General features: G+C 55.9%; 21 protein-coding genes. 12 read left to right on the top strand and 9 right to left on the bottom strand.

The features are described 5' to 3' along the window. Positions 1 to 96: 96 nt before the first annotated feature. On the bottom strand, positions 97 to 717 hold the full coding sequence (locus tag AC0J4F_RS08695; protein ID WP_473025980.1) for a TetR/AcrR family transcriptional regulator: 621 nt from the start codon (positions 715 to 717) through the stop codon (positions 97 to 99). A gap of 133 nt (positions 718 to 850) precedes the next feature. Here AC0J4F_RS08695 and AC0J4F_RS08690 point away from each other — a divergent pair, with 133 nt between their 5' ends. Then, a complete protein-coding gene (locus tag AC0J4F_RS08690; protein ID WP_473025979.1) occupies positions 851 to 1,591 on the top strand; it encodes an SDR family oxidoreductase in 741 nt (246 codons plus the stop codon). A 75-nt stretch (positions 1,592 to 1,666) separates the two neighbouring features. On the opposite strand, the gene gndA is transcribed toward AC0J4F_RS08690, so the two are convergent. Beyond that, the gene (gene gndA, locus AC0J4F_RS08685) at positions 1,667 to 3,091 is read right to left on the bottom strand and encodes an NADP-dependent phosphogluconate dehydrogenase (protein ID WP_473025978.1); all 1,425 of its coding nucleotides are present in this window, start codon (positions 3,089 to 3,091) and stop codon (positions 1,667 to 1,669) included. A gap of 241 nt (positions 3,092 to 3,332) precedes the next feature. Here gndA and AC0J4F_RS08680 point away from each other — a divergent pair, with 241 nt between their 5' ends. The 3 genes from AC0J4F_RS08680 to AC0J4F_RS08670 are packed head-to-tail and all read left to right on the top strand — an operon-like array spanning position 3,333 to position 6,575. Next, positions 3,333 to 4,313, top strand: a complete 981-nt coding sequence (locus tag AC0J4F_RS08680; RefSeq protein ID WP_473025977.1) for an ABC transporter substrate-binding protein — start codon at positions 3,333 to 3,335, stop codon at positions 4,311 to 4,313. Positions 4,314 to 4,319: 6 nt separating this feature from the next. Further along, positions 4,320 to 6,035, top strand: coding sequence for an ABC transporter permease (locus tag AC0J4F_RS08675; protein ID WP_473025976.1), 1,716 nt, complete (start codon positions 4,320 to 4,322; stop codon positions 6,033 to 6,035). Between the two features lie 24 nt (positions 6,036 to 6,059). Then, positions 6,060 to 6,575, top strand: a complete 516-nt coding sequence (locus AC0J4F_RS08670; RefSeq protein WP_133951539.1) for a GNAT family N-acetyltransferase — start codon at positions 6,060 to 6,062, stop codon at positions 6,573 to 6,575. 9 nt (positions 6,576 to 6,584) lie between these two features. Here AC0J4F_RS08670 and AC0J4F_RS08665 read toward each other — a convergent pair whose 3' ends face one another. Then, entirely contained in the window at positions 6,585 to 7,631 is a 1,047-nt protein-coding gene (locus tag AC0J4F_RS08665) for an ABC transporter ATP-binding protein (RefSeq protein ID WP_473025975.1), read from the bottom strand. A 59-nt stretch (positions 7,632 to 7,690) separates the two neighbouring features. Further along, positions 7,691 to 8,599 (bottom strand): phosphotransferase, encoded by a 909-nt coding sequence (locus AC0J4F_RS08660; RefSeq protein WP_473025974.1) that lies wholly within the window; start codon positions 8,597 to 8,599, stop codon positions 7,691 to 7,693. A 265-nt stretch (positions 8,600 to 8,864) separates the two neighbouring features. Between AC0J4F_RS08660 and AC0J4F_RS08655 the strand changes: the two genes are divergently transcribed. From AC0J4F_RS08655 to AC0J4F_RS08645, 3 genes are all read left to right on the top strand, one after another. Next, a complete protein-coding gene (locus tag AC0J4F_RS08655) occupies positions 8,865 to 10,445 on the top strand; it encodes a trimethylamine methyltransferase family protein (RefSeq protein ID WP_473025973.1) in 1,581 nt (526 codons plus the stop codon). A gap of 62 nt (positions 10,446 to 10,507) precedes the next feature. Beyond that, positions 10,508 to 12,943 carry a GcvT family protein gene (locus tag AC0J4F_RS08650; RefSeq protein ID WP_473025972.1) on the top strand — a complete coding sequence of 812 codons (2,436 nt, stop codon included), beginning with the start codon at positions 10,508 to 10,510 and terminating at the stop codon, positions 12,941 to 12,943. Between the two features lie 53 nt (positions 12,944 to 12,996). Beyond that, positions 12,997 to 14,367 carry a M24 family metallopeptidase gene (locus tag AC0J4F_RS08645; protein WP_473025971.1) on the top strand — a complete coding sequence of 457 codons (1,371 nt, stop codon included), beginning with the start codon at positions 12,997 to 12,999 and terminating at the stop codon, positions 14,365 to 14,367. A 25-nt stretch (positions 14,368 to 14,392) separates the two neighbouring features. Here the strand turns inward: AC0J4F_RS08645 and AC0J4F_RS08640 are convergent, their stop codons facing one another. After that, positions 14,393 to 14,689: a hypothetical protein gene (locus tag AC0J4F_RS08640; RefSeq protein WP_473025970.1), complete on the bottom strand. Its 297-nt coding sequence runs from the start codon at positions 14,687 to 14,689 to the stop codon at positions 14,393 to 14,395. Positions 14,690 to 14,794: 105 nt separating this feature from the next. Further along, positions 14,795 to 15,706 carry a LysR substrate-binding domain-containing protein gene (locus AC0J4F_RS08635; RefSeq protein ID WP_133951526.1) on the bottom strand — a complete coding sequence of 304 codons (912 nt, stop codon included), beginning with the start codon at positions 15,704 to 15,706 and terminating at the stop codon, positions 14,795 to 14,797. Between the two features lie 170 nt (positions 15,707 to 15,876). On the opposite strand from AC0J4F_RS08635, the gene AC0J4F_RS08630 reads away from it, so the two are divergent. After that, complete coding sequence (locus AC0J4F_RS08630) at positions 15,877 to 16,011, top strand: hypothetical protein (RefSeq protein WP_286183412.1); 135 nt, start codon at positions 15,877 to 15,879, stop codon at positions 16,009 to 16,011. Between the two features lie 16 nt (positions 16,012 to 16,027). Here AC0J4F_RS08630 and AC0J4F_RS08625 read toward each other — a convergent pair whose 3' ends face one another. Both AC0J4F_RS08625 and AC0J4F_RS08620 read right to left on the bottom strand, forming a co-directional pair. Further along, positions 16,028 to 16,855 (bottom strand): phosphate/phosphite/phosphonate ABC transporter substrate-binding protein, encoded by an 828-nt coding sequence (locus tag AC0J4F_RS08625; RefSeq protein ID WP_473025969.1) that lies wholly within the window; start codon positions 16,853 to 16,855, stop codon positions 16,028 to 16,030. After that, on the bottom strand, positions 16,852 to 17,709 hold the full coding sequence (locus tag AC0J4F_RS08620; protein WP_473025968.1) for a fatty acid desaturase: 858 nt from the start codon (positions 17,707 to 17,709) through the stop codon (positions 16,852 to 16,854). The genes AC0J4F_RS08625 and AC0J4F_RS08620 overlap by 4 nt, the downstream gene beginning before the upstream one ends. 349 nt (positions 17,710 to 18,058) lie before the next feature. On the opposite strand from AC0J4F_RS08620, the gene AC0J4F_RS08615 reads away from it, so the two are divergent. From AC0J4F_RS08615 to AC0J4F_RS08605, 3 genes are all read left to right on the top strand, one after another. Continuing rightward, positions 18,059 to 19,219, top strand: a complete 1,161-nt coding sequence (locus AC0J4F_RS08615; RefSeq protein ID WP_473025967.1) for an NAD(P)/FAD-dependent oxidoreductase — start codon at positions 18,059 to 18,061, stop codon at positions 19,217 to 19,219. Between the two features lie 11 nt (positions 19,220 to 19,230). After that, the gene (locus tag AC0J4F_RS08610; RefSeq protein WP_473025966.1) at positions 19,231 to 19,386 is read left to right on the top strand and encodes a hypothetical protein; all 156 of its coding nucleotides are present in this window, start codon (positions 19,231 to 19,233) and stop codon (positions 19,384 to 19,386) included. An 83-nt stretch (positions 19,387 to 19,469) separates the two neighbouring features. Then, positions 19,470 to 20,591: an ATP-dependent DNA helicase gene (locus AC0J4F_RS08605; RefSeq protein ID WP_409694288.1), complete on the top strand. Its 1,122-nt coding sequence runs from the start codon at positions 19,470 to 19,472 to the stop codon at positions 20,589 to 20,591. Here AC0J4F_RS08605 and AC0J4F_RS08600 read toward each other — a convergent pair. Next, on the bottom strand, positions 20,575 to 21,216 hold the full coding sequence (locus AC0J4F_RS08600) for a TetR/AcrR family transcriptional regulator (RefSeq protein WP_209002518.1): 642 nt from the start codon (positions 21,214 to 21,216) through the stop codon (positions 20,575 to 20,577). The genes AC0J4F_RS08605 and AC0J4F_RS08600 overlap by 17 nt on opposite strands. A 410-nt stretch (positions 21,217 to 21,626) precedes the next feature. Here AC0J4F_RS08600 and AC0J4F_RS08595 point away from each other — a divergent pair, with 410 nt between their 5' ends. Next, positions 21,627 to 24,056, top strand: a complete 2,430-nt coding sequence (locus tag AC0J4F_RS08595; protein WP_473025965.1) for a Tex family protein — start codon at positions 21,627 to 21,629, stop codon at positions 24,054 to 24,056. Positions 24,057 to 24,063: the final 7 nt, after the last annotated feature.

The raw sequence follows: 24,063 nt of genomic DNA, 5'->3' as shown, positions 1-24,063 counted from the left end.
TGTCTTGCAGCCCCCCGCCGGGGGATCTGAGTGCACACGGCAATTACAGATCAAACAGGTATCGCTTTCAACCGAGAAGTCTCCAAAGCGTAGATTTTAACCTTGAGCGCCCCCACGCGGAGGGTCTTCTGGCAGCACCGACAAACTGACCTCGATCATCTTGTCCAGCTCAGTCAGCGAAAGCCCAGCTTGGGCCATGGACGAAATGGCAGCCGCTTGTCCCGCGAAGAAGTCTGCAAGTGCATTGATATCGGTGCTGTCCGGCAACTCGCCTTCGGTCTCGGCCCGCCTTAAGCGGAGAAGAAAGGCGTCCCGCCGCTCAAAATTGAGGTCTTTCAGCGCCTGTTTTAATTGCTGGCTTTGGGCCGAACAAGCGAAACTGTTGTTGACGATGAAACAGCCCTCGGGCAGTCCGCTCCCTTCTTTCGCGTGCAGAACACCCCTCAAAGCGGTTCGCAAGCTCTGTTTCAGAGGTTCAGGTGAGTTCACGAGATGGTTGACAAGAGCCGCGCCAATCTCTTCCTGGTAGAGCCGCAAAGCCTTTTGGAAAATCTCGTCCTTGTCACCAAGATTGGCATAAAGGCCCGGCTTGGCCATTCCCGTAGCGGACACAAGATCCGCCATGGACGTGCGTTCATAGCCCCGCTCCCACAAAGTGTGCATAGCGGTTTTAAGCGCATCCTTCGGATCGATTTTTCTCGGCCGGCCTCTCGGCATGTGCTGGTTGTCCTGCGCGATCGCAAATTAAAATACCAATCCGTATTTTATTGTCTTGAATCTCGCTTTCAAGCACTTATTAAAATACCGTATCGTATTTTATTCGATCTACTACCAGAGAGGACGTTTGCAAATGTCGAAAATTGAAGGAAAGGCCGTCTTGGTCACTGGCGCGAACCGGGGCATCGGACGGGCGTTTGTCACTGCGCTTCTGGAACGCGGTGCCGCAAAAGTCTACGCAGCCGCACGCCAACCAGAAACACTGAATGATGTTGTTGCGGAGAGCAATGGCAAGGTGGTTCCAGTCAAGCTCGACGTGACCAAATCGGAAGACATTGCGGCCGCGGCAAAACACAAGGACGTAGCACTTGTGATCAACAATGCGGGAACGGCTGGCTTCTCAAGCTTCACAAACCCTGATGCAGCAGATCGTGGGCGGTCCGAAATGGAGACCAACTATTTCGGAACCTTGAATGTGTCCCAAGCCTTTGCTTCGATCCTGAAAGCCAACGGCGGAGGCGCAATCATCAACCTCGGATCGATCGCTTCACACGTAAACTTCCCCGTCTTGGGGACCTATAGCGCCTCAAAAGCCGCCGTGCACTCGCTGACACAGGGCCTTCGAGCGGAGCTCGCAGCACAAGGAACGCTAGTCGTCGGCGTCTACCCTGGACCGGTGGATACCGACATGGCCGAGAAGTTTGAAACCGATAAAACCTCGCCTCAGGAGGTTGTCCGGCAGATCCTTGATGCCTTGGATAAGGGGGAAGAGAATGTCTTCCCAGACCCTACATCGACGCAATTGTATGAGCAATTTCTCGCAGCGCCCGATGCAACGGCACAGTTCGTCGGTCAGACATATCTGCCAGGCTAACAAGACGGAAAACTCTCGAGCGCGCCACTCGGCGCGCTCAAACTGCCCCGCTTGGTCTGGCTCTATGATCCGCCCTTAACCCATCGCCCAAGGACCGTGATACCCACCACCCTCCTTGTCCGTACGCGCAAATCCGTGGGCTCCAAAGAAGTCGCGCTGGCCTTGAAGCATGTTCGCGGTCGAACGTTTGGTCCGCATGATATCGAAATAGGACAAGGCTGCCGACAGGGCCGGAACGGGCAGGCCGTGAAGGGTGGCCTGCGCCACAACCTGGCGCAGGCTCGCCTCGGTTTCTTTGAGCTTCCCGGTGAAGAACGGGGCCAGCATCAGATTGCGGTTCGCATCGTCCGACAATGCGGACGACATGTCGTTCAACATGGCAGAGCGGATGATGCAGCCGTTTCGCCAGATCTTCGCGATCTTAGGCAGCGGCATGTCCCAGCCATACTGTTTTGCTGCTTCGAGAATGAGACCGAATCCCTGTGCGTAACAGATGATCTTTCCGGCAACGAGCGCAGATTCCAGAGCGTCAATTCCGATCAGGTCCTTGTCCATACGCTGAAGCGCAGCACCGAACACCTGCTCGCCCTTTTCACGCTCTCCAAGCCTTGCAGACATGTTGCGCGCGGCAACGGCAGCCTCGATTGCACTGGCAGGCGTGCCAAGCATCAACGCCTCGATCGCCGTCCAGCGGCCCGTGCCCTTCTGGCCCGCGGTGTCCAGAATGATATCCAGCATCGGCTTGCCGGTATCCGGATCCGCCGTCTTGGCGACCTTCCCGGAAATTTCGATCAGATAGGACTGGAGTATACCGCCATTCCAGCGTTCAAGTACCTCACCCACGTCGGCTGCGCTCATGCCGAAGCCATCGCGCATCACACCATAGACCTCGGCGATCATCTGCATGTCGGCATATTCAATACCATTGTGTACCGTCTTGACCAGGTGACCGGCACCGGCAGCACCGAGGAATGCGGCACACGGCTCGTCCTCATACTTGGCCGAAATCGCCTCCAGAATATGCCCGACGCGGTCCCAGGCGGATTTGTCGCCCCCACCCATGATGGACGGACCAAACCGGGCCCCTTCCTCACCGCCAGACACTCCGATGCCCATGAACCGCGGCCCCTTTTCATCGGCTTCTTCCGCCCGCCGATTGGTGTCGTGGTAGTTGGCGTTGCCCGCATCGATGATGAGATCATCCGCATCCAGAAGCGGACGAAGAGCTGCGATCTGCGCGTCAACGGCCTCCCCGGCCGGCACCATCAAAATGATTGCGCGCGGTAAAGCGATCGATGCAACGAATTCCTCAAGGGTCTTGCTTGGCACGAGTTTCTCAGCCAGCGGACCAGACTTTTCCATGAACTGATCAGTCTTTTCCGGAGTCCGGTTAAACACGGCAATCCGAAAACCGTTTTCGGCAATATTGAACGCCAGATTGCCACCCATCGTTCCAAGGCCGATCAGGCCGATTTCCGCTTTAGCGCCGTCAGTTGTCATGCAATGTGCCCGTAAGTTTTCTTTAAATCGATTTGACGTGGTGATAGCCGACCTCATGACAATCGGCAATTGCCTGGTGTCATCGTCAGTAGTGGGGGAGCGTGTTTTCTTTATCGTCCGCCAATAGGACGGAAGCCCCAATCACGTATTTTTACCTAACAGCCAAAAAAATCTGTCACACAAGCCTGATAGCCAAGGCCATCTGTTAACCACCAGTGGCCTTTCGCAAAGGATCCGTGACATGAAAAAGTTCCTGATGGCTGCCGGCATTCTTGCCGGTGCAACCGCATCCGCATTTGCCGGCGACGTTTCCGGCAAACTGGTTCTTTATACCTCCCAGCCCAACCAGGACGCCCAGGCAACGGTCGACGCGTTCACCGCAAAACACCCGGGCGTTGAAGTCGAATGGGTGCGCGACGGCACCACAAAAATGATGGCCAAGCTGCGCACGGAATTTGAAGCAGGCGCGCCGAAGCCGGACGTTCTCTTGATTGCAGACATGGTCACCATGGAAGGGCTGAAGCAGGAAGGCCGTTTGATGGCCCACGAAGGCGCTGATATGTCCGCCTATGATCCGGCTCTGATGGATGATGACAAAACCTACTTCTCCACCAAGCTGATCACCAGCGGCATCGTCTACAACACCAATGCGCCGATGAAGCCTTCCTCCTACAAGGATCTCCTGAAGCCGGAGGCCAAAGACAAATTGGCCATGCCGTCTCCGCTGACATCCGGTGCAGCCACCATCCACATGGCAGCTCTGACCTCCAACCCGGATCTCGGCTGGGCCTTTTACGAAGGCCTTGCTGATCAGGGCGCCAATCCGAAAGGTGGCAACGGTGGCACCTACAAGGCCATCGCCGGCGGTGAAAAACTCTATGGTTTCGTCGTGGATTTTCTTCCGATCCGCGAAAAGCTGAAAGGCGCTCCGGTCGAATTCGTGTTCCCGGAAGAAGGTGTTTCTGCTGTCACCGAACCGGTTGCGATACTCTCTACGGCCCAGAACCCGGATGCTGCCAAGGCTTTTGTTGACTTCCTTCTTTCCGAAGAAGGCCAGAAACTGGCGTCGTCTCAAGGATATCTGCCAGCCCATCCGGCTGTTGCAGCACCGGAAGGTTTCCCGGCTCGTGACCAGATCAAGCTGATGGACTTCGATCCAGCACAGGCCCTCGAGCAAGATCAAGCAAACAAGATCAAGTTCACCGAGATCTTCGGTGGCTAAGACTTGATGGCGCAAGCCCAGAATTCAAAACTGCTCAATGGCGAGAGGATCTCTCTCGCCATTTTGGTTCTCTGCGCGACGCTCCTGTGCGGGTTGCCGCTCCTCCTTTTGTTCAAGATCGGATTGACCCAGGACGGCGCGCTTGCTTTGACGCCGCTGGCAGAAGCCCTATCCAGCCGGTCTGTTCAAAGGGCGCTCTGGCACTCCATGGAAAGCAGCCTTTTGTCGGCGCTCGCGGCAACAGTCTTGGGAACAGTTCTGGCCCTGATTGTCGGACTGACAGATGTTCGCGCCAAGGGACTACTCGTCTTTTTGATCCTCCTACCGATGATGATTCCGCCGCATGTCACGGCAATTGCCTGGATCCAGGCACTGGGGCCGGCAAGTCCGGTGCTTCGATGGATTGGGCTGGCACCCGAAATCGGGTCGACGCATCCGCTTTATTCACGCGAGGGTCTTGTTCTTCTTCTGACACTCCAGCACAGCCCCTTGGTCTTCCTGCTGGTTCGAGCAGCGCTCCGGTCCTTTCCGAGGGAATTGTCTGATGCTGCGCGCGTGTCCGGCGCAGGGGCATTCCGTCTCTTGACAAGAATTACGCTGCCACTCCTCGCGCCGGCTTTGCTCGCCGGATTTGCTCTTGCATTTATCGCAGCGCTTGGAAACTTCGGCATCAACGCGCTGATCGGCGTTCCGGCACGCTACACGACGCTGCCGGTTCTGATTTGGCGAAGACTGGCGAGTTTCGGGCCGGATGTCCTCCCGAATGTCGCAATCATTTCGGTCATCCTGGCGCTGGTCGCTCTTGTAGCCCTCCTCATACAGGGGATGTTGCAACGACGTATGCGCGCCAGCCTCATTGGCCTGCCCCAGGACCCGCTTGCAATCTCGCTTGGCTCAAAACGCAAATGGGTAGAAGCAGGTCTGTGGAGTTTTGTTGGCCTGGTTTTGTTGCTTCCCGCTGCATCGCTTCTGGCGACTTCCTTGGTGAAGACATACGGGCTCCCGCTTTCAGCAAGCACCGTGAATCTGGACAACTTCGCAGAAGTTCTCTGGCGCCAGTCTGTGACGCTAAGAGCCTTTGCGAATTCGACGTTGATTGCTGCCATTGCAGCGGGCGTCATCGCGGTCATCAGCATCTTCTTGGGGTACTTCCTCAGTCACCGGCATAAAGCTTATCGCCGTGCGGGGACCGCAACGGCCGCACAAGCAGAGATCGCTTTTGCCGTGCCGGGTCTGGTCATATCCATCGCCTTTATTCTGGCGTTCATCCATCCCCTACCGTTCTTGAATATCTCGCTCTACAACACGCTTTGGATCATTTTGATTGCTTATATCTCCGCTTTTCTCGCGGTCGGATTAAAACCCGTTGCAGCTGCCTTTGTGCAGATGGACAGATCACTGGAAGACGCCGCCCGTGTATCCGGCGCGGGGTTTTTTCGGCGCATCAGGCGGGTATTTGCGCCGCTTGTTGCGCCGTCTGCAGCTTCCGGCGCCATTCTCGTGTTCCTCACTGCCTACAACGAGGTCACTGTCTCGGCACTTCTGTGGTCCACGGGAAACGAGACAATCGGAACCACCATTTTCAATTACGAAGATGGTGGTTACACAACGCTCGCAGCTGCCATGTCTGTGGTAGTTGTTCTGGCAACAATACTGGTCATGCTCGGCATGAATGGTCTGGCAAAACGCGTGCCCTCTGGAACGATCCCCTGGAAGGACTAGTATCAGTCTTAGAGAGTGTGAGATTTGAAGATCAGACAAACACGCAAAAGCGATATCTCAGTTCTTCAGGCCGTGGAGATTTCCGCGAGCAGAGCCTTTCTAGAAATCGAAGGATTGGAAACCTTCGCAGATGGCAGTTGCGCGACCGAGGAGCAGCATCTGTCTGCAATCGATCCCGGCACAAGCTGGACCGCGGAAACAGACGACGGACAACAGGTCGGCTTTCTGGCAGCGATCCCGGAAGACGACGCTCTCCATGTCTATGAGATTTCCGTTCATTCCGATTGCCAGAAACAAGGGATCGGCAAAGCGCTGATGGAATACGCTGAAGCCCATGCAAGAGCGCTCGGACTGTCGGAAATGACATTAACGACGTTCAGGCACGTACCCTGGAATGCGCCGTTTTATGAAAGACTGGGGTTCCAGATCCTGAAGTTGGAAGAATGTGATGCGCGGCTTGGAAGTATCCTTTCAAAAGAACTTGGCCGCGGATTGCCTATGCCCGAACACCGCTGCGCCATGCGCAAGATCCTGACTTGAGCAGACCGATTAATCCGGAAGGATCCATCCGCGAAGAATGTCCAGAAACAGAGTTTCACCGGTCACAGCCGGGCGATTGAGGGTCATCAACAACGGCATCGAGAGCCCATCGAGGGCCACAAAAACCTCCCAGAAACCGCCGCGGTAAATTGTTCTCTCAACGGTTGTTTTAAGACCGTGCCCACCAACAGATGGAACCAAGTGCTCGGGCCGCAGCATCAACATGGCCGACCCGGTTCTAGTACCAGCAGGGCAGTCCACATCGATCAGGTGCCCGGCAAGTGTAATATTCGCGTGCCCAGCTTCGACATGGTTGACCTCAACGCCAACCAGACTGCTGCGCCCGATAAAACTGGCAACCTTTCGCGATGTCGGCCTCCGGTAAAGCACATCAGGCTCGGCAACCTGCAAGATTTCTCCGTCCCACATAACCGCGACCTGGTCGGCGAGTGCCATCGCTTCACGCTGATCGTGGGTGATGAACAGGGTCGTTGCGCCACTGGCCTTGTGAAACGCAGCAAGCTCTTCCTCCATGGCACCGCGCAAGTGCGGATCGAGGTTTGCAAGCGGCTCGTCCATCAACACTGTTTTTGCGCCTTGCGCCAAACATCGGGCGAGCGCAACCCGCTGGCGCTGCCCGCCGGAAAGGTCGGCCGGTTTCCGGTCGCGAAACGCCGTCAATTCCACCGTGGCAAGGTGTTCATTGGTGCGTGTTTTGATGTCGGACTTTTTCAAGCCAGACGTTTCCATCGGAAAGGCGACATTTTCAGCAACACTCATGTGCGGCCAGAGAGCGTAGGACTGGAACACAACGCCAGTTTGCCTCCGTTCAGGCTCCATATGGTACCCGTCTCCAGCGACTGGTGTGCCGCCCAGCGCGATTTCTCCACTGTCGATGGACTCCAGTCCGGCGATCGTGCGCAACAGTGTAGACTTGCCGCAGCCGGAAGGACCAAGCACCACAAAAAATGTGCCCTCCGGGATCGAAAGAGATACGTCCTTCAGAGCCTTGTGTGCCCCGAACGACTTGGTAACAGACGCAATTTCAATAGACATATGACCCCGTTACCGGCTTCCTATGACAGCCGGATTACACTCGTTCATGGTCGCTTCGTTCACTTTCCGCGCAGTCTGAGGAGAAGGTCGACCTCTTCTTCCAGGGCACGTGCATAGGCACGTGAGGCCGGAGCGTTTTCGTGGGTCAGGGTTTCCTGCCGAAACAGACAATATGCGGCCAATCGCCAATGGTAGGCGGATCGTTCAGCCAAAAAACGATCAACAATCTCGCGGTCCGGATAATGCTCCAAAAACAGGTCCTCGGCATAAAGGACGAGTGGCTTTAGGCCATAAAGCGTGAGGAGACCAGGGGAGAGAAAACAAACGATGTCTTCAACGGGATCTCCGAGACCAGCATATTGCCAATCGATCAAAGTGGGTCCTGCCGCTGTCATTTGCACTGTGCCGAGGCAAAGAGACCTGTGAATCAGGATGTGTTGGGGTGCCGTAGATACCTCGATTGAACCATCGTGGGGCCGGAGACGTTTCAAATTAGCAGCCCGGCGGCTATCCGGAATTTTTTCCAGAATAGTATCAGAATGAGCGAGCACCTGGTGATACCCGGACGGCACCATTCTGACTTCCTCTGGCGCAAGCTCCAGAGCTGCAAAGCGCCCAAGCAGAAGAGCCGCATCACGCACATCAATTTCAGCTTCCGAGCCGCGTTCATATCCATAAATCACCAAGGGCGACCCAGCTGGACTGTCCAGAAAACACTCCAAACGCGGCGCCAATCGATGACGCTCCAACAAGGTCAGAGCAGTCGCTTCTTCCTGGGGCAGCGTCGGATAGAGCGGATTGTTCTCAAGGCCAGGAAAATACTCCTTGATGACATAATCCCGTTCGCGCGTCTGGAGGCGCCAAAACCGATGTGTGTAGGAACTCGGAAGAGGTCGTAGTCGCGCTCCGCCAAGATCCCCGAACGGATAGCGGCCTTGCAAAAAGTCCAGCAATTCAGCGTCGGTCATCCTGTCAGTCACGCAACACCTTCAAAATTCACTTCATTTTTTGAAGCCTTTGCAACGCAGACGTCAAGCTTCGTCAATAGCCGGGCAGACCCTATTGACCGCCGGATCTGGAAATGTCGCGAAAGTGGCAACCGCCGTCGTTCTGAGACGCCGTAGAAAAATGACCCTCTCGATTAAGGTTGAACGACAGGTTTGGGCAGAGATCTGCTCACGGCCCCAAAATCTTTCACGCTCTGCGTATACGGCCTCGGAAAGGTGTCTCGCCATGTCCAGTCAGCTCGATCTTGTTGAGACCACCGAAGCGGCGCCGGTGAGGCGTGGCCGCCGCCGGCGAGGCGGTGGAGACAAAGCGGGCCCGGAGCTTTTCCCTCAAAAGCCATTCAAACAACCCCGCCACATCTACAAGCCTGTGGAGGCTGTCTCAGCTGATGAGCTGGAGTCCATTCACGAAGCTTCCATGCGGGTGCTCGAAGACATAGGCATTGACTTCCTTCATGAGGAAGCAAAAGGTATTTTGAAAGCTGCTGGCGCGGATGTGACACCGGGATCAGACCGGGTTCGCATGGACCGGGCTATGGTTGAAGAGCTGGTCGGAAAAACACCGGACCAGTTTACGGTTCATGCCAGAAATCCGGCGCACAATTTGACCCTTGGCGGCGACCATATTGCCTTCTCCTGTGTCGCAAGTGCACCGAACGCTGTCGACCGCGAGGGCGGGCGCCGCCCCGGAAATCAGACGGACTATCGCAATTTCCTAAAGCTTGCGCAGTTCTTCAACATCATTCACTGCGTCATGGGGTATCCGGTCGAACCGGTCGACATTCACGCCTCTGTCCGGCATCTGGATTGTGTGTCCGACATGATCCGCCTGATGGACAAGGTGTTTCACATCTATTCGCTCGGCAAAGAGCGGAACCGCGACGGCCTGGAAATGACCCGCATCGCGATGGGATTATCGGAAGAAGAGTTCCGAAAGACCCCGAGCGTTATCACAATCATCAATTCTTCCTCCCCGCTTCGGCTCGATACGCCGATGCTCCAGGGCCTCATCGAAATGGCACGGGCCGGACAAGTGAGCGTTCTGACGCCGTTCACATTGGCGGGCGCAATGGCTCCTGTGACGGTCGCGGGAGCATTGACACTCCAAAATGCCGAAGCACTCGCCGGCATCGCCTTCACCCAGATGGTCAATCCCGGCGCGCCGATGGTCTATGGCGGTTTTACCTCGAACGTGGACATGAAATCCGGCGCACCGGCCTTCGGAACGCCGGAATACATCAAAGCCGCCCTCGTCAGCGGACAGCTTGCCCGGCGCTACGGTCTTCCCTTCCGAACCTCCGGCGTGTGCGCAGCCAATACGGTCGACTATCAAGCTGCACTTGAAACGACATTGTCAGAATGGGGTGCGATCAATGGCGGCGGCAACCTGATCAAGCATGCCGCTGGATGGCTTGAAGGGGGCCTATCGGCCGGGTTTGAGAAATTCATCACGGATATCGACCTCCTCCAGATGCTGGCCGAATATCTGACGCCCCTCGATGTGTCAGAAGAGGCGCTTGCAATCGAGGCTATCCGCGACGTGGGCCCGGCTGGGCATTTCTTTGGGACCGAGCACACTCAGGCGCGCTACAAGGATGCATTCTACGCTCCGATCGTGTCCGATTGGCGCAATTATGAGACTTGGCAAGAAGCTGGGAGCCCGGTCGCCTACGACAAGGCGAACACGCTCTACAAGAAGGCACTTGAGGCCTACGAAGCCCCGGCACTTGATCCTGCAATTGATGAAGAACTCTCTGCCTTTGTCGCAAAACGCAAGGAAGAAGGCGGCGCGCCAACCGACTTCTAACGAGCCAATTTTGACATGCCGCGCTTTAAGCGGATGAAACTGACTTTTTGGAGCAATTGAGAATGAAGTCCCATACTCAGGTCGTCGTGATTGGTGGCGGTGTCGTTGGCTGCAGTGTGCTCTATCACTTGACCAAGCTTGGCTGGAAGGACGTGGTCCTGGTCGAACGGAGCGAACTCACATCAGGTTCCTCTTGGCACGCGGCGGGCGGCTTTCACACCCTCAACGGTGACCCGAACGTCTCCCAGCTTCAAAGCTACACGGTCGATCTCTATAAGGAACTGGAAGAGATCTCGGGCCAGTCCTGCAGTTTGCATCTGACCGGTGGCGTGATGCTGGCAGACACTCCCGAGCGGATGGATTTTTTGCGCCTCGCCCAGGCCAAGGGCCGGTATCTCGGCATGGATCTGGAACTGATCTCGGTCTCTGAGGCCAAGAAGATGTTTCCGATCCTCGATGAGAAATACTTCATCGGCGCCTTATGGGATCCGATCGAAGGGCATCTCGATCCTTCGGGCACCACCCATGCCTATGCAAAGGCGGCGCGGATCAACGGCGCTGAGATCTATCGGCATACCAAGGTCGAGGAGATGGTGCAGACCCCGGAAGGTACCTGGGATGTCATCACGGACAAAGGCACCATCCGGGCTGAACATGTCGTCAACGCGGGCGGTCTCTGGGCCCGTGAATGCGGCCGCATGGTCGGGATCGAATTGCCGGTGCTCGCCATGGAGCACATGTACCTCCTCACCGATGAAATGCCCGAAGTCGTTGCGCACAACGAGGCGACCGGCAAGGAGCTGATTGGCGTCCTTGATTTTGGCGGTGAAATCTACACCCGACAAGAAGGCAAGGGCATGCTGCTTGGCACTTATGAGCAGAATTGCCGCCCCTGGAGCCCGAAGGAAACGCCTTGGAATTTCGGGCACGAGCTCTTGGCACCGGACCTTGACCGGATCTCTCCGGAACTCGAAGTCGGCTTTGAGCATTTCCCAGCCCTGCAAAACGTCGGCATCAAGCAGATCATCAACGGCCCGTTCACCTTTGCCCCGGACGGCAATCCATTGGTTGGCCCGGTGCGGGGCCTCAAGAACTACTGGGTTGCTTGCGGGGTCATGGCCGGCTTCAGTCAGGGCGGCGGCGTCGGGTTGACACTTGCCAACTGGATGATCGACGGCGATCCGGGCTACGACATCTGGGGCATGGATGTCGCCCGCTACGGCGACTGGGCGACACTTGCCTACACGAACAAGAAAGTTCAGGAGAACTACAGCCGCCGGTTCCGCATCCGCTTCCCGAATGAAGAATTGCCCGCCGGGCGTCCGCATCAGACAACACCGCTCTACGACAAGATGTTGGCGCAAGGGGCGGTCATGGGCGACAGTTGGGGGCTTGAAACTCCCCTCTGGTTTGCTCGAGATGGTGAGACAGCTGAAGATGTCGTCTCGTTCCGGCGATCAAACGACTTTGAAGCGATTGGAGCGGAATGCCGAGCGGTACGAACAGGGGTTGGCATTACCGAAATCGCTAACTTCGCCAAGTACAAGATCACCGGCGAAGGTGCTGAAGATTACCTGTCCTACTTGATGACCAACACTATGCCGAAGGTGGGACGGATTGTGCTGACGCCGATGCTGAACGAAGTCGGCAAGCTGATCGGTGACTTCACCATCGCCCGCGCCAGTGACGAGACGTTCTACATGTTCGGGTCAAGTCAGGCCGAAGTCTATCATATGCGGTGGTTCGAAAAGCATTTGCCGGATGATGGCAGCGTTGCAATTGAGGCCATCAACCTTGGCTGGGTGGGTCTTTCCATTGCAGGCCCTAAGGCCCGCGATGTCCTTGCCAAAGTTGCCGGTGACGATGTCTCCAATGACGCTTTCCGGTTCATGGACTTTCGTGAAATGGACGTCGCGAATGCGCCCTGCAAGGTCAACCGCATCAGCTACACCGGTGACCTCGGCTACGAGATCTGGATGACACCTGAATACGAGCGTCAGGTCTACATGGCTCTAATGGAAGCCGGGGCGGAATTCGGCATCCAAAACTTTGGCATGCGCGCGCTGCTCGCCATGCGCCTGGAAAAAAACTTCGGGACTTGGTTCCGGGAGTTCCGCCCGATTTATGGTCCATTCGAAGCCGATCTTGGGCGGTTCGTAAAACTTGGCAAAAACAATTTTATTGGCCAGGAAGCCGCGCGCAGGGAATACGAGGATGGACCGAAACGATCCCGGGTTGCCTTCGTCGTAGATGCACTCGATGCCGATGTAATGGGCGATGAACCGATCTGGCACGACAACGATGTGATCGGCTGGATCACGTCGGGCGGCTACGCACACCATGTCGAGAGGTCTTTGGCTCAGGGCTATGTCCCCAGTGAGTTTGCGGGAAACACGGATGACGGAGCCTTCGAGATCGAAATTCTCGGAGAGCGCCGCAAGGCCACCCTCATCACGGATCCATTGTTCGATCCCAAAGCGGAACGTATGCGGATGTAGGCGGGACACGGCATTTACGGGATTGACCAATTGGCGGAGGAGAGCAGGCGGTCATGAATACGGAACACTTTGGCCGGCACCGGCGAAAAATTATGCCGGCCGTCTTGCCCGATCATCCTGGCGATGCAGCTGGATACGAGGCGCTGTCGTCCTATGCGACTGAAAAAGCCTCAGCACTCAATCGTCATGCCCTTGGATATGGTGAGCTTGCAGAAACCGAGTGGTCAGCGCTTGGCCTTGCCGCACCTGACCTAAATGCCGTTCGCGAATACCGGCTTCAACGGATTCGCCAACAGCTCCAGGCCTTCGACTTGAGCGCAGCCATACTGTGTGACCCGCTGAACGTTCGGTATGCGACCGACAGCACCAACATGCAGGTTTGGAGCACTCACAATGCAGTGCGCTACACGCTCGTGCCGCTGAACGGCCCGGTCATCGCCTTTGACTTTCACAACTGCGAACACCTGTCCGCGCACAACATGCTCGTTGATGAAGTCCGCCACGGTGTGCCCTGGTTCTATTTCGAATCCGGACCGCGGTCTGCGGAACTTGCGCAGAAGTGGGCTGATGAGCTGGCCGATCTGATCAAGACTTATTGTGGCCCAAACGCCCGGATCGCCGTCGACAAATGCCGCCGGGAAGGCGTTGCAGCACTTCAACGCCATGGTTTGACGCTACATGACGGTGAAGAGGTTATGGAACTTGCCCGTGCCGTTAAAAGCTCCGACGAGATTAAAGCGATGCGCCGGTCCATTGCTGCCTGTGAAGCTGCAATGTCGGAAATGGAAGCGGCCCTCCGGCCAGGCATGACGGAATGGGATCTTTGGGCGCTGTTGCATGCAGGGAATATCCGACGCGGCGGCGAGTGGATTGAAACACATCTGCTCGCTTCCGGCCCACGCACAAATCCCTGGTTTCAGGAGGCCTCAGCGCGCGAAATCCAATTTGGCGAGTTAGTCGCCTTCGACACCGATCTTGTTGGGCCCTACGGCATGTGCTGCGACATTTCCCGCACGTGGCTGTGCGGGGACGGACAACCTACCAACGAGCAGAGATCGCTCTATCAAATGGCGGTGGATCAGATTGAAGCGAACATAGAAATGCTCGCGCCAGGGCGCAGTTTCTTCGAGCTTTCACACAGCGCCAAGAACCTACCGGATGACTATCAGGCGAACCGGTACTCGGTTCTGTTTCACGGTGTTGGCCTGTGTGATGAATACCCGGCAGTCCCCTACCCCGCAGACTGGGCGAGCGGTGGATACGATGGGGTACTGGTACCTGGAATGGTGGTCTGTGTGGAAAGCTATGTTGGCCGCCACGGCGGACATGAAGGCGTAAAGCTGGAGGAGCAACTGCTCATCACAGAAACTGGCTATGAACGCCTCAGCACGTATCCATACGATGACCGATTGATGGGCCGTTAGATCCGACGGCCTATTCCAACCAACACTATTTCAGACGGACAATCTTGGCACCAAGGCCACGCACGTAGTGATCTTGGCTCATGACGACCACGTTGGTCTCATTGATTTCTGTTTGCCGGAGCTCCAGTGGCGTCTTGCCGCCTGGATTGATGATCACCTTGCGGGTTGGCGGCAGACCACGGAAAACCAACACGCCCGCTTCCTTGGTCACAATGGCGCCGTACGGCTCGTCATGAAGGATACGGGTTGTGTCGCCCGCATAAGCCGATCCGGCAACAACGATCGCCGCCGCAGCGACAACAGTTTTTGTCAGGATATTCATTTGAGCGCCTCTTCGCTGAACACACTTTTGCAATTCGCGAAAGAGTAACTCTTTGTTAACCATGTGGCGATGTGTTTTTACGATCTGTTAACTTTATGGTTAACGTTATCCGGACGCGGGCGCACCGCCAAGCGTGATCTCCTTGAAGCATTCCTCAACATGCTCGGCGAATGCATGGGTCGCCCGCCCAGCCCGCGGACGCTGCTTCATGACGATATGATAGTCGCCAATCTTTGGCAGCCCGTGACGATCATCCAGCACTTGCAGAGGTGGCTCTACAACACTGGCCGGAAACGGTGCAACTGCGAGATCCGCCAACAAGGCCGCCTCCTGCCCTGCGCTGTGAAAGCTTGTGTATGAGATGCGATAGGGTTTCTGGGCCCCATCCAGCGCAATCCGGGCCGCACGCCGCCATGGACACCCAGGGGTCGACACGGCCAATGGAAGTGGATCCCGGTCGTAGGCAATCCCCCCCTCCAAACCCACCCAAACAAGCGGTTCGGAAAAGACAACATCCGTTCCCGTTGGCATCGGTGCTCCAGGACGGACCGTTGACAGTACAAGATCCAATTCGCCCTTGCGGATTTTTTCATCCAAGGCTGGACTGCCATCCAAATGCACGTCGACATTCACCCCGGGATGAGACCGGGCAAAGCGTGACAGGAAATTTGGCAAGAAGCGGGTCCCAAAATCCGCCGGTGCGCCGAACCGCACTTCACCCTCGACTGATGGCGAAACAAACAGACTCACAGCCTCTTCGTTCAACATCAATATCCGGCGAGCGTATCCCAGCAATGCCTCACCTTCTGAAGTTAACCGCACAGCGCGACCCTCCCTTGCAAAAACTGCAACGCCGAGAATGGTTTCCAACTTCTTAATCTGCATGGAAACGGCAGATGGCGTCCGGCCAATCAGGTCAGATGCTTTTGAAAAACTTGAGGTTTCAGCGATGACAAGGAACGTTCGATAAAGATCCATATCGATCAGTTCAGTTCCTGTCCCTGGCAATTTTTCCATAGGTGAATTCCGGATTTTCTGAGTTCAATTTTTTTGAACAAACCGATGAATACTATTCGATTGATTGAACCGCAAGTTATGCCCATATAGCAGTCAAGCGGCCCGTTATTTAAGCAGCGGACCGCACTTTCAAAATCAAACTTCGAACTGAACTCAGGATTGGGAAGACCATGACCTATCTTGCACAAGCCCTCGGCACCAACCTCATGGGTGTTGTCTCCGGCCGCTCCGCTGCTGAACTCGCCCGTATGAACCAGACCTTGCGTCTGGGCGAAGCTGCAAAAGCTCGTATCCTCGGCCGCTAATTGCCGAGTGGAAGCATCAAACAAGGACGCAGTAGTTTCGCGCCCTTGCATCAGCTTCCATATCCAGGATGACTTGATAGTCAGCCAAAGACAGTTTTGAAAAGCCGCAAATGCGAAGGCGTTTGCGGCTTTTTTCTGTCTGCGGATTTGAAAGAACACGCGTCACTGCGGCGGATATCTCCGCATGTGTTTCCGCGCCCAGATGCATTGAGGTTATGAACGGCAAACCCGGAACTTGCGCGGTTTGCGCTAAAGCCCGCAGTTGGTTGGCAAGCCCAGGCTTTTCTTGTTCAGCAAGGGCCCAGCACACCCCGTCAATGGCCGCAACATCAGCCCGCCCCTTGGCAACAGCGTCCATCGACGCCAAGTGACCACCACTTTCTACGACGCTTTCAAAAAAGCGCCCCCCATCCGACATCGGTGCGATGGTATCTCGAAACGCATTCATGCCAGATTGACTGTCCGGACCGTTGAAGACAGCGCGCGCTCCCTTCAGATCGGCCAACGATTGAAATGGGCTGTTTTTCTTGACCACGATCTGGCTGCAATACTTCGCACCAGTACAACCAGTGGCCCTGTAGTGCGGTGCCCCCAGAAGATAGACCTTGCCAGCCAGTTTGTGCGTGAGCGGATATCCGCAGGTCTGCGCGAAAAGCAAGGCTGGATAGGTCCACAAATCATAAAGACTGATCTCAGGATCCCAGGGTTCCAAAGCAGACGGAGCAATGGCCAGCGCGCTGCAGATCTCATCCGTCAGCGCTACTTCTAGTTCTTGTGTTTCACTAGCCACTTCCGGCCAATCGTACATCGGCAACCGAACCGGCCGGAATGATCTTTGGGTCATGATGGTGGCAGTGCGCGACCGGCGTCGGCATTCCGAACGAGAGGATGTGGAACAGGTTCCTTGACCTTGAAAAGGAAGGCTTTGGCCATTTGCAGATAACTCTTGAACACATACCCCTGATTGCGCGCCTGCCATTCGTCCCGAGCGTCGTGGTACAACTTTGGAAGCGTATACCAAGGCGCCCGTGGGTGCGAATGGTGCACGATATGAAGATTGTTGTTTAAGAAAAGCAGCGAAAACAGAGGGCAAAACTCTACGATCACAGATCGCGCCTCGGGATTTTCGTGAGCCCTGTGCTCTGCGTAAGTGCGCAACATCAACAAACTCATTCCAGGATAGGCTACTCCAAATAGGTAGAGCCAAAGGGGGATGCCGCCAACAACCGATACGAACGCCAGCACGAGACCCAGACCCGCCAGATGATGCGCCCATGCTCCTGCAACACCGCTGTCTCCGGACGCTACCGCGCGAATTTCCGATCCATAGAACCCGACCAAAGACACAGCCGGACCAATCAGCAAGCGGCCGGCAAGTGTGTTGTTCAAGGTCAATACAAGTTGCAAGACCCAAGGCAATTTCTGCCAGTCTCCCCAGGCGAGGTAAAAACTCTCAGGGTCATCGTAGGGATCCGTCAACCGGTCATCATTGTGGTGGCGCAAGTGCAGCGTCTTGAACCGGCGGTACGGGATAAACAGTCCGAAAGAACAATAAATCAGGGCTTCATTGAGCCCCGCATTTCGGGTCGGATGACCATGCAGGACTTCATGCTGAAGGGAAGATTGAAGCGTCACAAGCAGGGCAGCCAGCGGACAGACGATCCAGCCGCCCCAATCTGAATAGAACGAAATAACCATAGTCCAAGCCGCCGTCGTGGCCAAAATCAGCCCCAACGTCGGCCACTCGCAGGATTTCCCAAGCCGCACGCTTTCCCCCAAATAACTGATACATTTTGAAAAACCGAAATAGTTTGGGGAGGATGCGGAGTTGGTAATTTGCATTCAACGAGAGACTTGGGAACAAATTCTACAATGTGTAATTTTTAAAATAACTTGATGAATATTTTCTATATTGCTGAATAATTTCTGCAAGTTTGCCAACTCGACACGTCTGTGATGACCGAAAAGCGACAGTCGTGGCCGGATTTCTTTCTGGACAAATCAAGCCACAGGTCATGATCCTGTCATCGCTGTACTGGAGACCATCATGAACGCCCAATCAAACGCCGGCAAAGCTTTTCAGTTCGATGCCGTTATCATCGGAGCCGGGGTCATCGGTTGCGCAATCGCATTCAATCTCGCCAAACGTGGCTATCGTACGCTGAACATCGACAAATTACCCGCCGCTGGCTACGGATCGACATCCAGTTCTGCAGCCGTTATCCGGACGTATTATTCGACCCTTGATGGGTCTGCGATGGCCTATGAGGGCTACCACACCTGGAAAAACTGGACCGCTTATCTGGAAAGCGATGATGCCTCCGGCCTTGCCCGGTTTCTCGAAACCGGCACACTGGTCATGAAGACCGAAGCCAACGGATACTTGGCAAAGGTTCTCAAAAGCGCGGACCAGCTGGGCATTTCCTATGAGCATTGGACTGCTGATCAGATCCGAGACGCGATGCCGGGCTATGACCTTCGGCGCTTTGCGCCAGCCAAGTCTATGGAAGACGACACGTTCGGCCAACCAGCTAACGGCGAGATTTCAGGCGGAGTTTATTTCCCGTGTGGAGGGTATGTCGACGACCCGCAGCTCTCGGCCCGTAATCTGAAGGATGCGGCTGAAAAACACCGTGCAACCTTCATGTTCAAGACTGCCGTGACCGAGATATTGGTCGCAGATAATCGCGTGACTGGGGTTAAGCTGGAAACTGGACAACAAATCTCTGCGCCAATCGTCGTGAATGCTGCAGGCCCGCATTCCGGTAAGGTGAATTCCCTGCTGCCAATCGATCCCGGCATGACAATCCGGACCCGCCCCCTTCGGCAAGAAGTGGTTCAAATACCTCCACCTGACGATCTGGGCTATTCGCGGGAAGGTCTGATCGTATCCGACAACGACATTGCCTGTTACATAAAGCCTGGAAGCGGCGGCCAACTGATGATCGGCAGCGAAAATCCGGCCTGCGATGCACCTCATGAAGTCGATCCGGACGATTTCTCCAGAGACTTGAGCGACCGCGCACTCACATATGCTTACCGCTATTCCCAAAGACTGCCGAGCTTGGGTGTCTCACAACACCCGGTCGGCAATGCCGATCTGTACGACGCGACGGACGACTGGCTACCCATTTACGACTGCACCGATGTTGGGGCTACTATCTTGCGATCGGAACCAGTGGCAATCAATTCAAGAATGCCCCTGTAGCCGGTCAGCTGATGGCCGAACTGATCGGCTATTGCGAAACCGGCAATGCTCACGATGAGGCCCCTTTGCAGTTTCAATTGCCAAACATCGGTTACACGATCAACACGGCGACTTTCTCCAGAAAGCGTCCGGTCAATAAGGACAGTTCATTCTCGGTGCTCGGGTAATACATCATCGACCGCTTTCCCTTGGCGCGCACTGCCAAATCAGGTTATGGAGGCAGCTCGTTTGAAGATCCCGGAGATACGATTTGGCTTGGTCGCCTCAACAAGATACCGCCTTGAAGGACGCCGCAGCCTGGCTGAAACGCGGCGACAGGCAGGTATTCAGGCTGTTCGGGTTTGCAGGCACCGGAAAAACCACGCTAGCGCGGCATCTGGCTGAAGACATTGACGGAGACGTCTGCTTTGGTGCTTTCACAGGCAAAGCAGCACATGTTCTGCGCCAGAAAGGCTGTGAAGATGCCGGCACCATTCATTCCCTGATCTATCGCCCCCGTTCCGCCAAGGAAGAAGAAGCCGTCGATGACGATGAGGAAGACGCAGGCCCGCAGTTTGCCATCAAGCGGGACAGCGCGGCGGCCACAGCCCGGCTGATCGTTATCGATGAATGCTCTATGGTCGACGAGGAGCTTGGCCGCGATCTTCTATCGTTCGGCACACCCGTTCTGGTTCTGGGCGACCCGGCGCAGCTCCCACCGGTTAAGGGAGGAGGCTTCTTCACCGAGGCCGAGCCGGACATCATGTTGACGGAAGTTCACCGCCAGGCGCAGGACAATCCCATTGTTCGCATGTCGATGACCATCCGCGACGGCGGCAAGCTGGACTACGGGGATTTCGGCGAGAGCAAGGTGATCAATCGCCGCCAGATCGACAAGGATCAGATCCTTGCCGCCGATCAGGTTTTGGTCGGGACAAACAAGACGCGGCGGCTGTACAACAGCCGTATTCGTGAACTGAAGGACTTCACCACTCCGATGCCGGCCGTTGGTGACAAGCTTGTCTGCCTGCGCAACGACAAAACCAAAGGTTTGCTGAATGGTGGCCTCTGGACGGTGAAACGCCTACGGCAGCCGCGCGGAAACACATTGCGTTTTGATGTTGTTTCAGAAGACGAGCTCATCAAAACGGCGGTGAAAGTAAAGGTTCTCCCGGCCATGTTCGAAGACGGGGCTGAGAGCATTCCATATGCCATCCGGCGCAAGGCAGATGAGTTCGATTATGGCTACGCCTTGACGGTTCACAAGGCGCAAGGGTCCCAATGGGACGATGTCGTGCTGTTTGACGAAAGCTGGGCTTTCCGTGAGCACCGGGACCGCTGGCTTTACACGGCCGTGACCCGCGCGGCCGAACGGATCACTGTCGTAAAGTGAATTCTGGAAAATCGTCGAAATCAAACGGTGTTGCAGAGGGCAATGCCTTGACCGCCGTTTCGACAAACTGGTCTATCCGGACCTTATTTGCTCCGGTTCGAGCCAGAATGGACACGGCCCCAAGTTGACCATCGACGTAGGTCGCCAGGGCATCGATGTCAGCGTCTTCTCCCAACTCGCCAGAGTCGACGGCCTTCAACAAGCGGGTCCGGATACCCTCGTATCTGGTCTGCCCCAGATCCGACAACAGAACCTTGTGCTTTTCTGTTCCATAGGCGTTTTCAACCTGTGCGTTGAAAAGGAAACAGCCCAGCGGCGTGGCCTTGTCCGCGGCAAGATATCCGACGGTTTGAATAAGGTTCCGAATGTCGATGAGATAGTGTTTTTCAGCCCTCATCAAGGGGCCAAAAACCGTATCGCCGTAACAGTCGAAATAGTGCAGAAGCGATTTTTCAAACATCGCTTCCTTGTCACCGAAAGCGGCATAAAGACTGGGCTTCGCCATCCCCGAAGCATCGACAAGATCATTCATGGATGTCGCCTTGTAGCCGTTCTGCCAGAAGGCGCGCATGATGCCATGTAAAGCGTCTTGCGTTTCCGTTTTCCGCGGTCGGCCTCTTGTCACACCCACATCTCCACTTGCCAATGTTTGCTCACAACGTCAGCGCCCAAACCAACAATGAGCCCAAAGCAGCATTATTCGCTATTCAGCACTGTCGAAACTACCAAATAACAGCGGCGCAAGAATACGCAAAACTAAGCAAATCGTTCGATTGTTGAAATTTTAAGCAATATTACTGACCAATCGCCGAACAAAACTGCACTCTATACGCGATTTTTATCAAACATCCATCTTGAGTTTTCACCGTCCAGGTCTGTTGCTGGCCTTCAAAGTTTTCAAATTTGGAAGCGCATGGCGATCGACTCACCAGATATCGAGAATTGCCAGTGGATCATAGATCGGACCTCTTTTGCGCGGAGAGTGTCCGAATTATCGTCCCTGTCTCGTTTCCAGTCCTGAAAGTGTAGACCCAGATGACAAGCGTCGCTGCTCCAGACCCGACATCCCAGAAGTCAGCTAATTCCCTCCCCGCAGAAACGGCGCTGCGGATCGCAAGAAGAATTGCAGGCGAAATCGGCTGCCAGGCCGGTCAGGTGAATGCAACTGTTCAGCTACTGGACGAAGGATCGACAGTGCCGTTCATCGCCCGGTACCGGAAAGAGGCTACGGGCGGACTGGACGACAGCCAACTGCGCAAGCTCGAGGAGCGGCTGATTTACCTGCGCGAATTGGAAGACCGGCGCGGTGCGATTACCAAGTCCATCGATGAGCAGGGCAAGATGACCGAGGCCCTCGCTGCAAGCATTCAGGCAGCTGAGACCAAGTCGCAGCTCGAAGACATCTACCTGCCCTTTAAGAAGAAGCGCCGCACCAAGGCTCAGATTGCGCGGGAAGCGGGACTGGAACCGCTCGCGGACCTGCTGCTGGCTGATCCTGGAAAAACACCGGAAACGGAAGCTGCGGGTTTCATCGACGATGCCAAAGGCGTCGCGGATACGAAAGCGGCACTTGACGGCGCGCGTCAGATTCTCATGGAACGGTTTGCAGAAAATGCCGAGCTCGTCGGACGGCTGCGCCGGTATATGGAAGAGCGCGGCGTTGTACAGTCGAAGCTGATCGACGGCATGGGCGACAAGGGCGCAAAGTTCGCCGATTATTTCGACTATTCGGAGAGCTGGTCCAAAATCCCGAGCCACCGGGCGCTTGCCCTGTTCCGTGGCCGCAATGAAGGCATTCTGTCAGTCGATCTGACAGTCGACGCCGATGATCCGGCACCAATCCTGCCAGCTGTGAAGATGGTCTCAGACACCTACGGCATCGCCGATCGAGGCCGCCCGGCCGACAAATGGCTGATGGATGTCGCGCGCTTTGCCTGGAAGGTCAAACTGGCCCTTCATTTGGAACTCGACCTGATGGGTGTCCTTCGGGACAAGGCCGAAGAAGAAGCCATTCAGGTGTTTGCCAAGAACCTCAAGGATCTGCTGCTCGCGGCCCCTGCGGGATCGAAAGCAACGCTTGGTCTGGACCCAGGCATCCGGACCGGGGTCAAGGTTGCCGTGGTCGACGAAACCGGCAAGCTGATCGACACCGCAACGATCTATCCATTCCAACCGCGCAATGATCTTGCCGGATCCCGCAACACACTTCTGGCACTGATTGCAAAGCACAAGGTCGGCCTGATCGCCATCGGCAACGGCACAGCAAGCCGGGAGACCGACAAGCTGACCGGCGACGTCCTCGCCGATGTTCCGGCGGCACAACGGCCGGTAAAGGTGATCGTCAATGAGGCGGGCGCATCGGTCTATTCCGCTTCGGAATTGGCCGCCAAGGAAATGCCGGACGTTGATGTCTCCCTGCGCGGTGCCGCGTCGATTGCCCGGCGCCTCCAGGATCCTTTGGCAGAACTCGTCAAGATCGAGCCGAAGTCCATTGGTGTTGGGCAGTACCAGCATGACGTCAACCAGACGAAACTTGCCCGCGCCCTGGATGCAGTTGTCGAAGACGCGGTGAACGCGGTTGGTGTTGATCTCAACACCGCCTCCCCGGCCCTTCTGTCCCGGATTTCAGGTCTGTCCGATAGCCTTGCAAAAGCGGTCGTTGAACATCGCGATACAATCGGTCGGTTTGACAAGCGCTCGCAGTTGAAGGACGTACCGCGTCTGGGAGCAAAGGCGTTTGAACTCTGCGCCGGCTTCCTGCGCATCAACGACGGAACCGAACCTCTCGATTCGTCCTCGGTGCACCCGGAAGCCTATCCGCTCGCCAAGCGCATCGTGAAAGCCTGCGGCCGGGATGTCCGCCAATTGATGGGCGACAGCGGCATTCTCCAGAACCTGGAGCCCAAAGACTTCATCGACGAGAAATTCGGATTGCCGACGGTCAAAGACATCCTGTCCGAACTTGAAAAGCCAGGCCGTGATCCACGTCCCGAATTCAAGACCGCAGCCCTTCAGGATGGTGTCGAGGAAATCTCGGACCTGAAACCGGGCATGAAACTGGAAGGCACGGTGACCAACGTCACGAACTTCGGAGCCTTCGTGGACGTAGGTGTACACCAGGACGGCCTGGTGCATGTCTCCCAGCTTGCGGACAAGTTCGTTGATGATCCGCACACGGTCGTCAAAGCGGGTGACATCGTCAAGGTCACCATTCTGGAAGTCGACATTCCGCGCAAACGCATTTCAATGACAATGAAGTCACAGGCGGATTATCAGGGGCAAAAGGAGCGGAATGTGCAAAACCGGCCGGGTGGTGCTGGCGGGAAAGGATCAGGTGGTGGCCGGGGCCCGGCTAACGCCTCACGCGGTGGCAAGGGCGGTCCTCAAAAGTCCTCCGGCAATGACGGCGGAAACAACGCCATGGCCGCGGCTCTTGCGGCAGCCATGAACAAGAAGCGTAAGTAACTGTTTC

It is taken from the genome of Roseibium sp. R5 (assembly GCF_055755305.1).
This window is presented reverse-complemented; position numbering and strand designations above follow the sequence as displayed.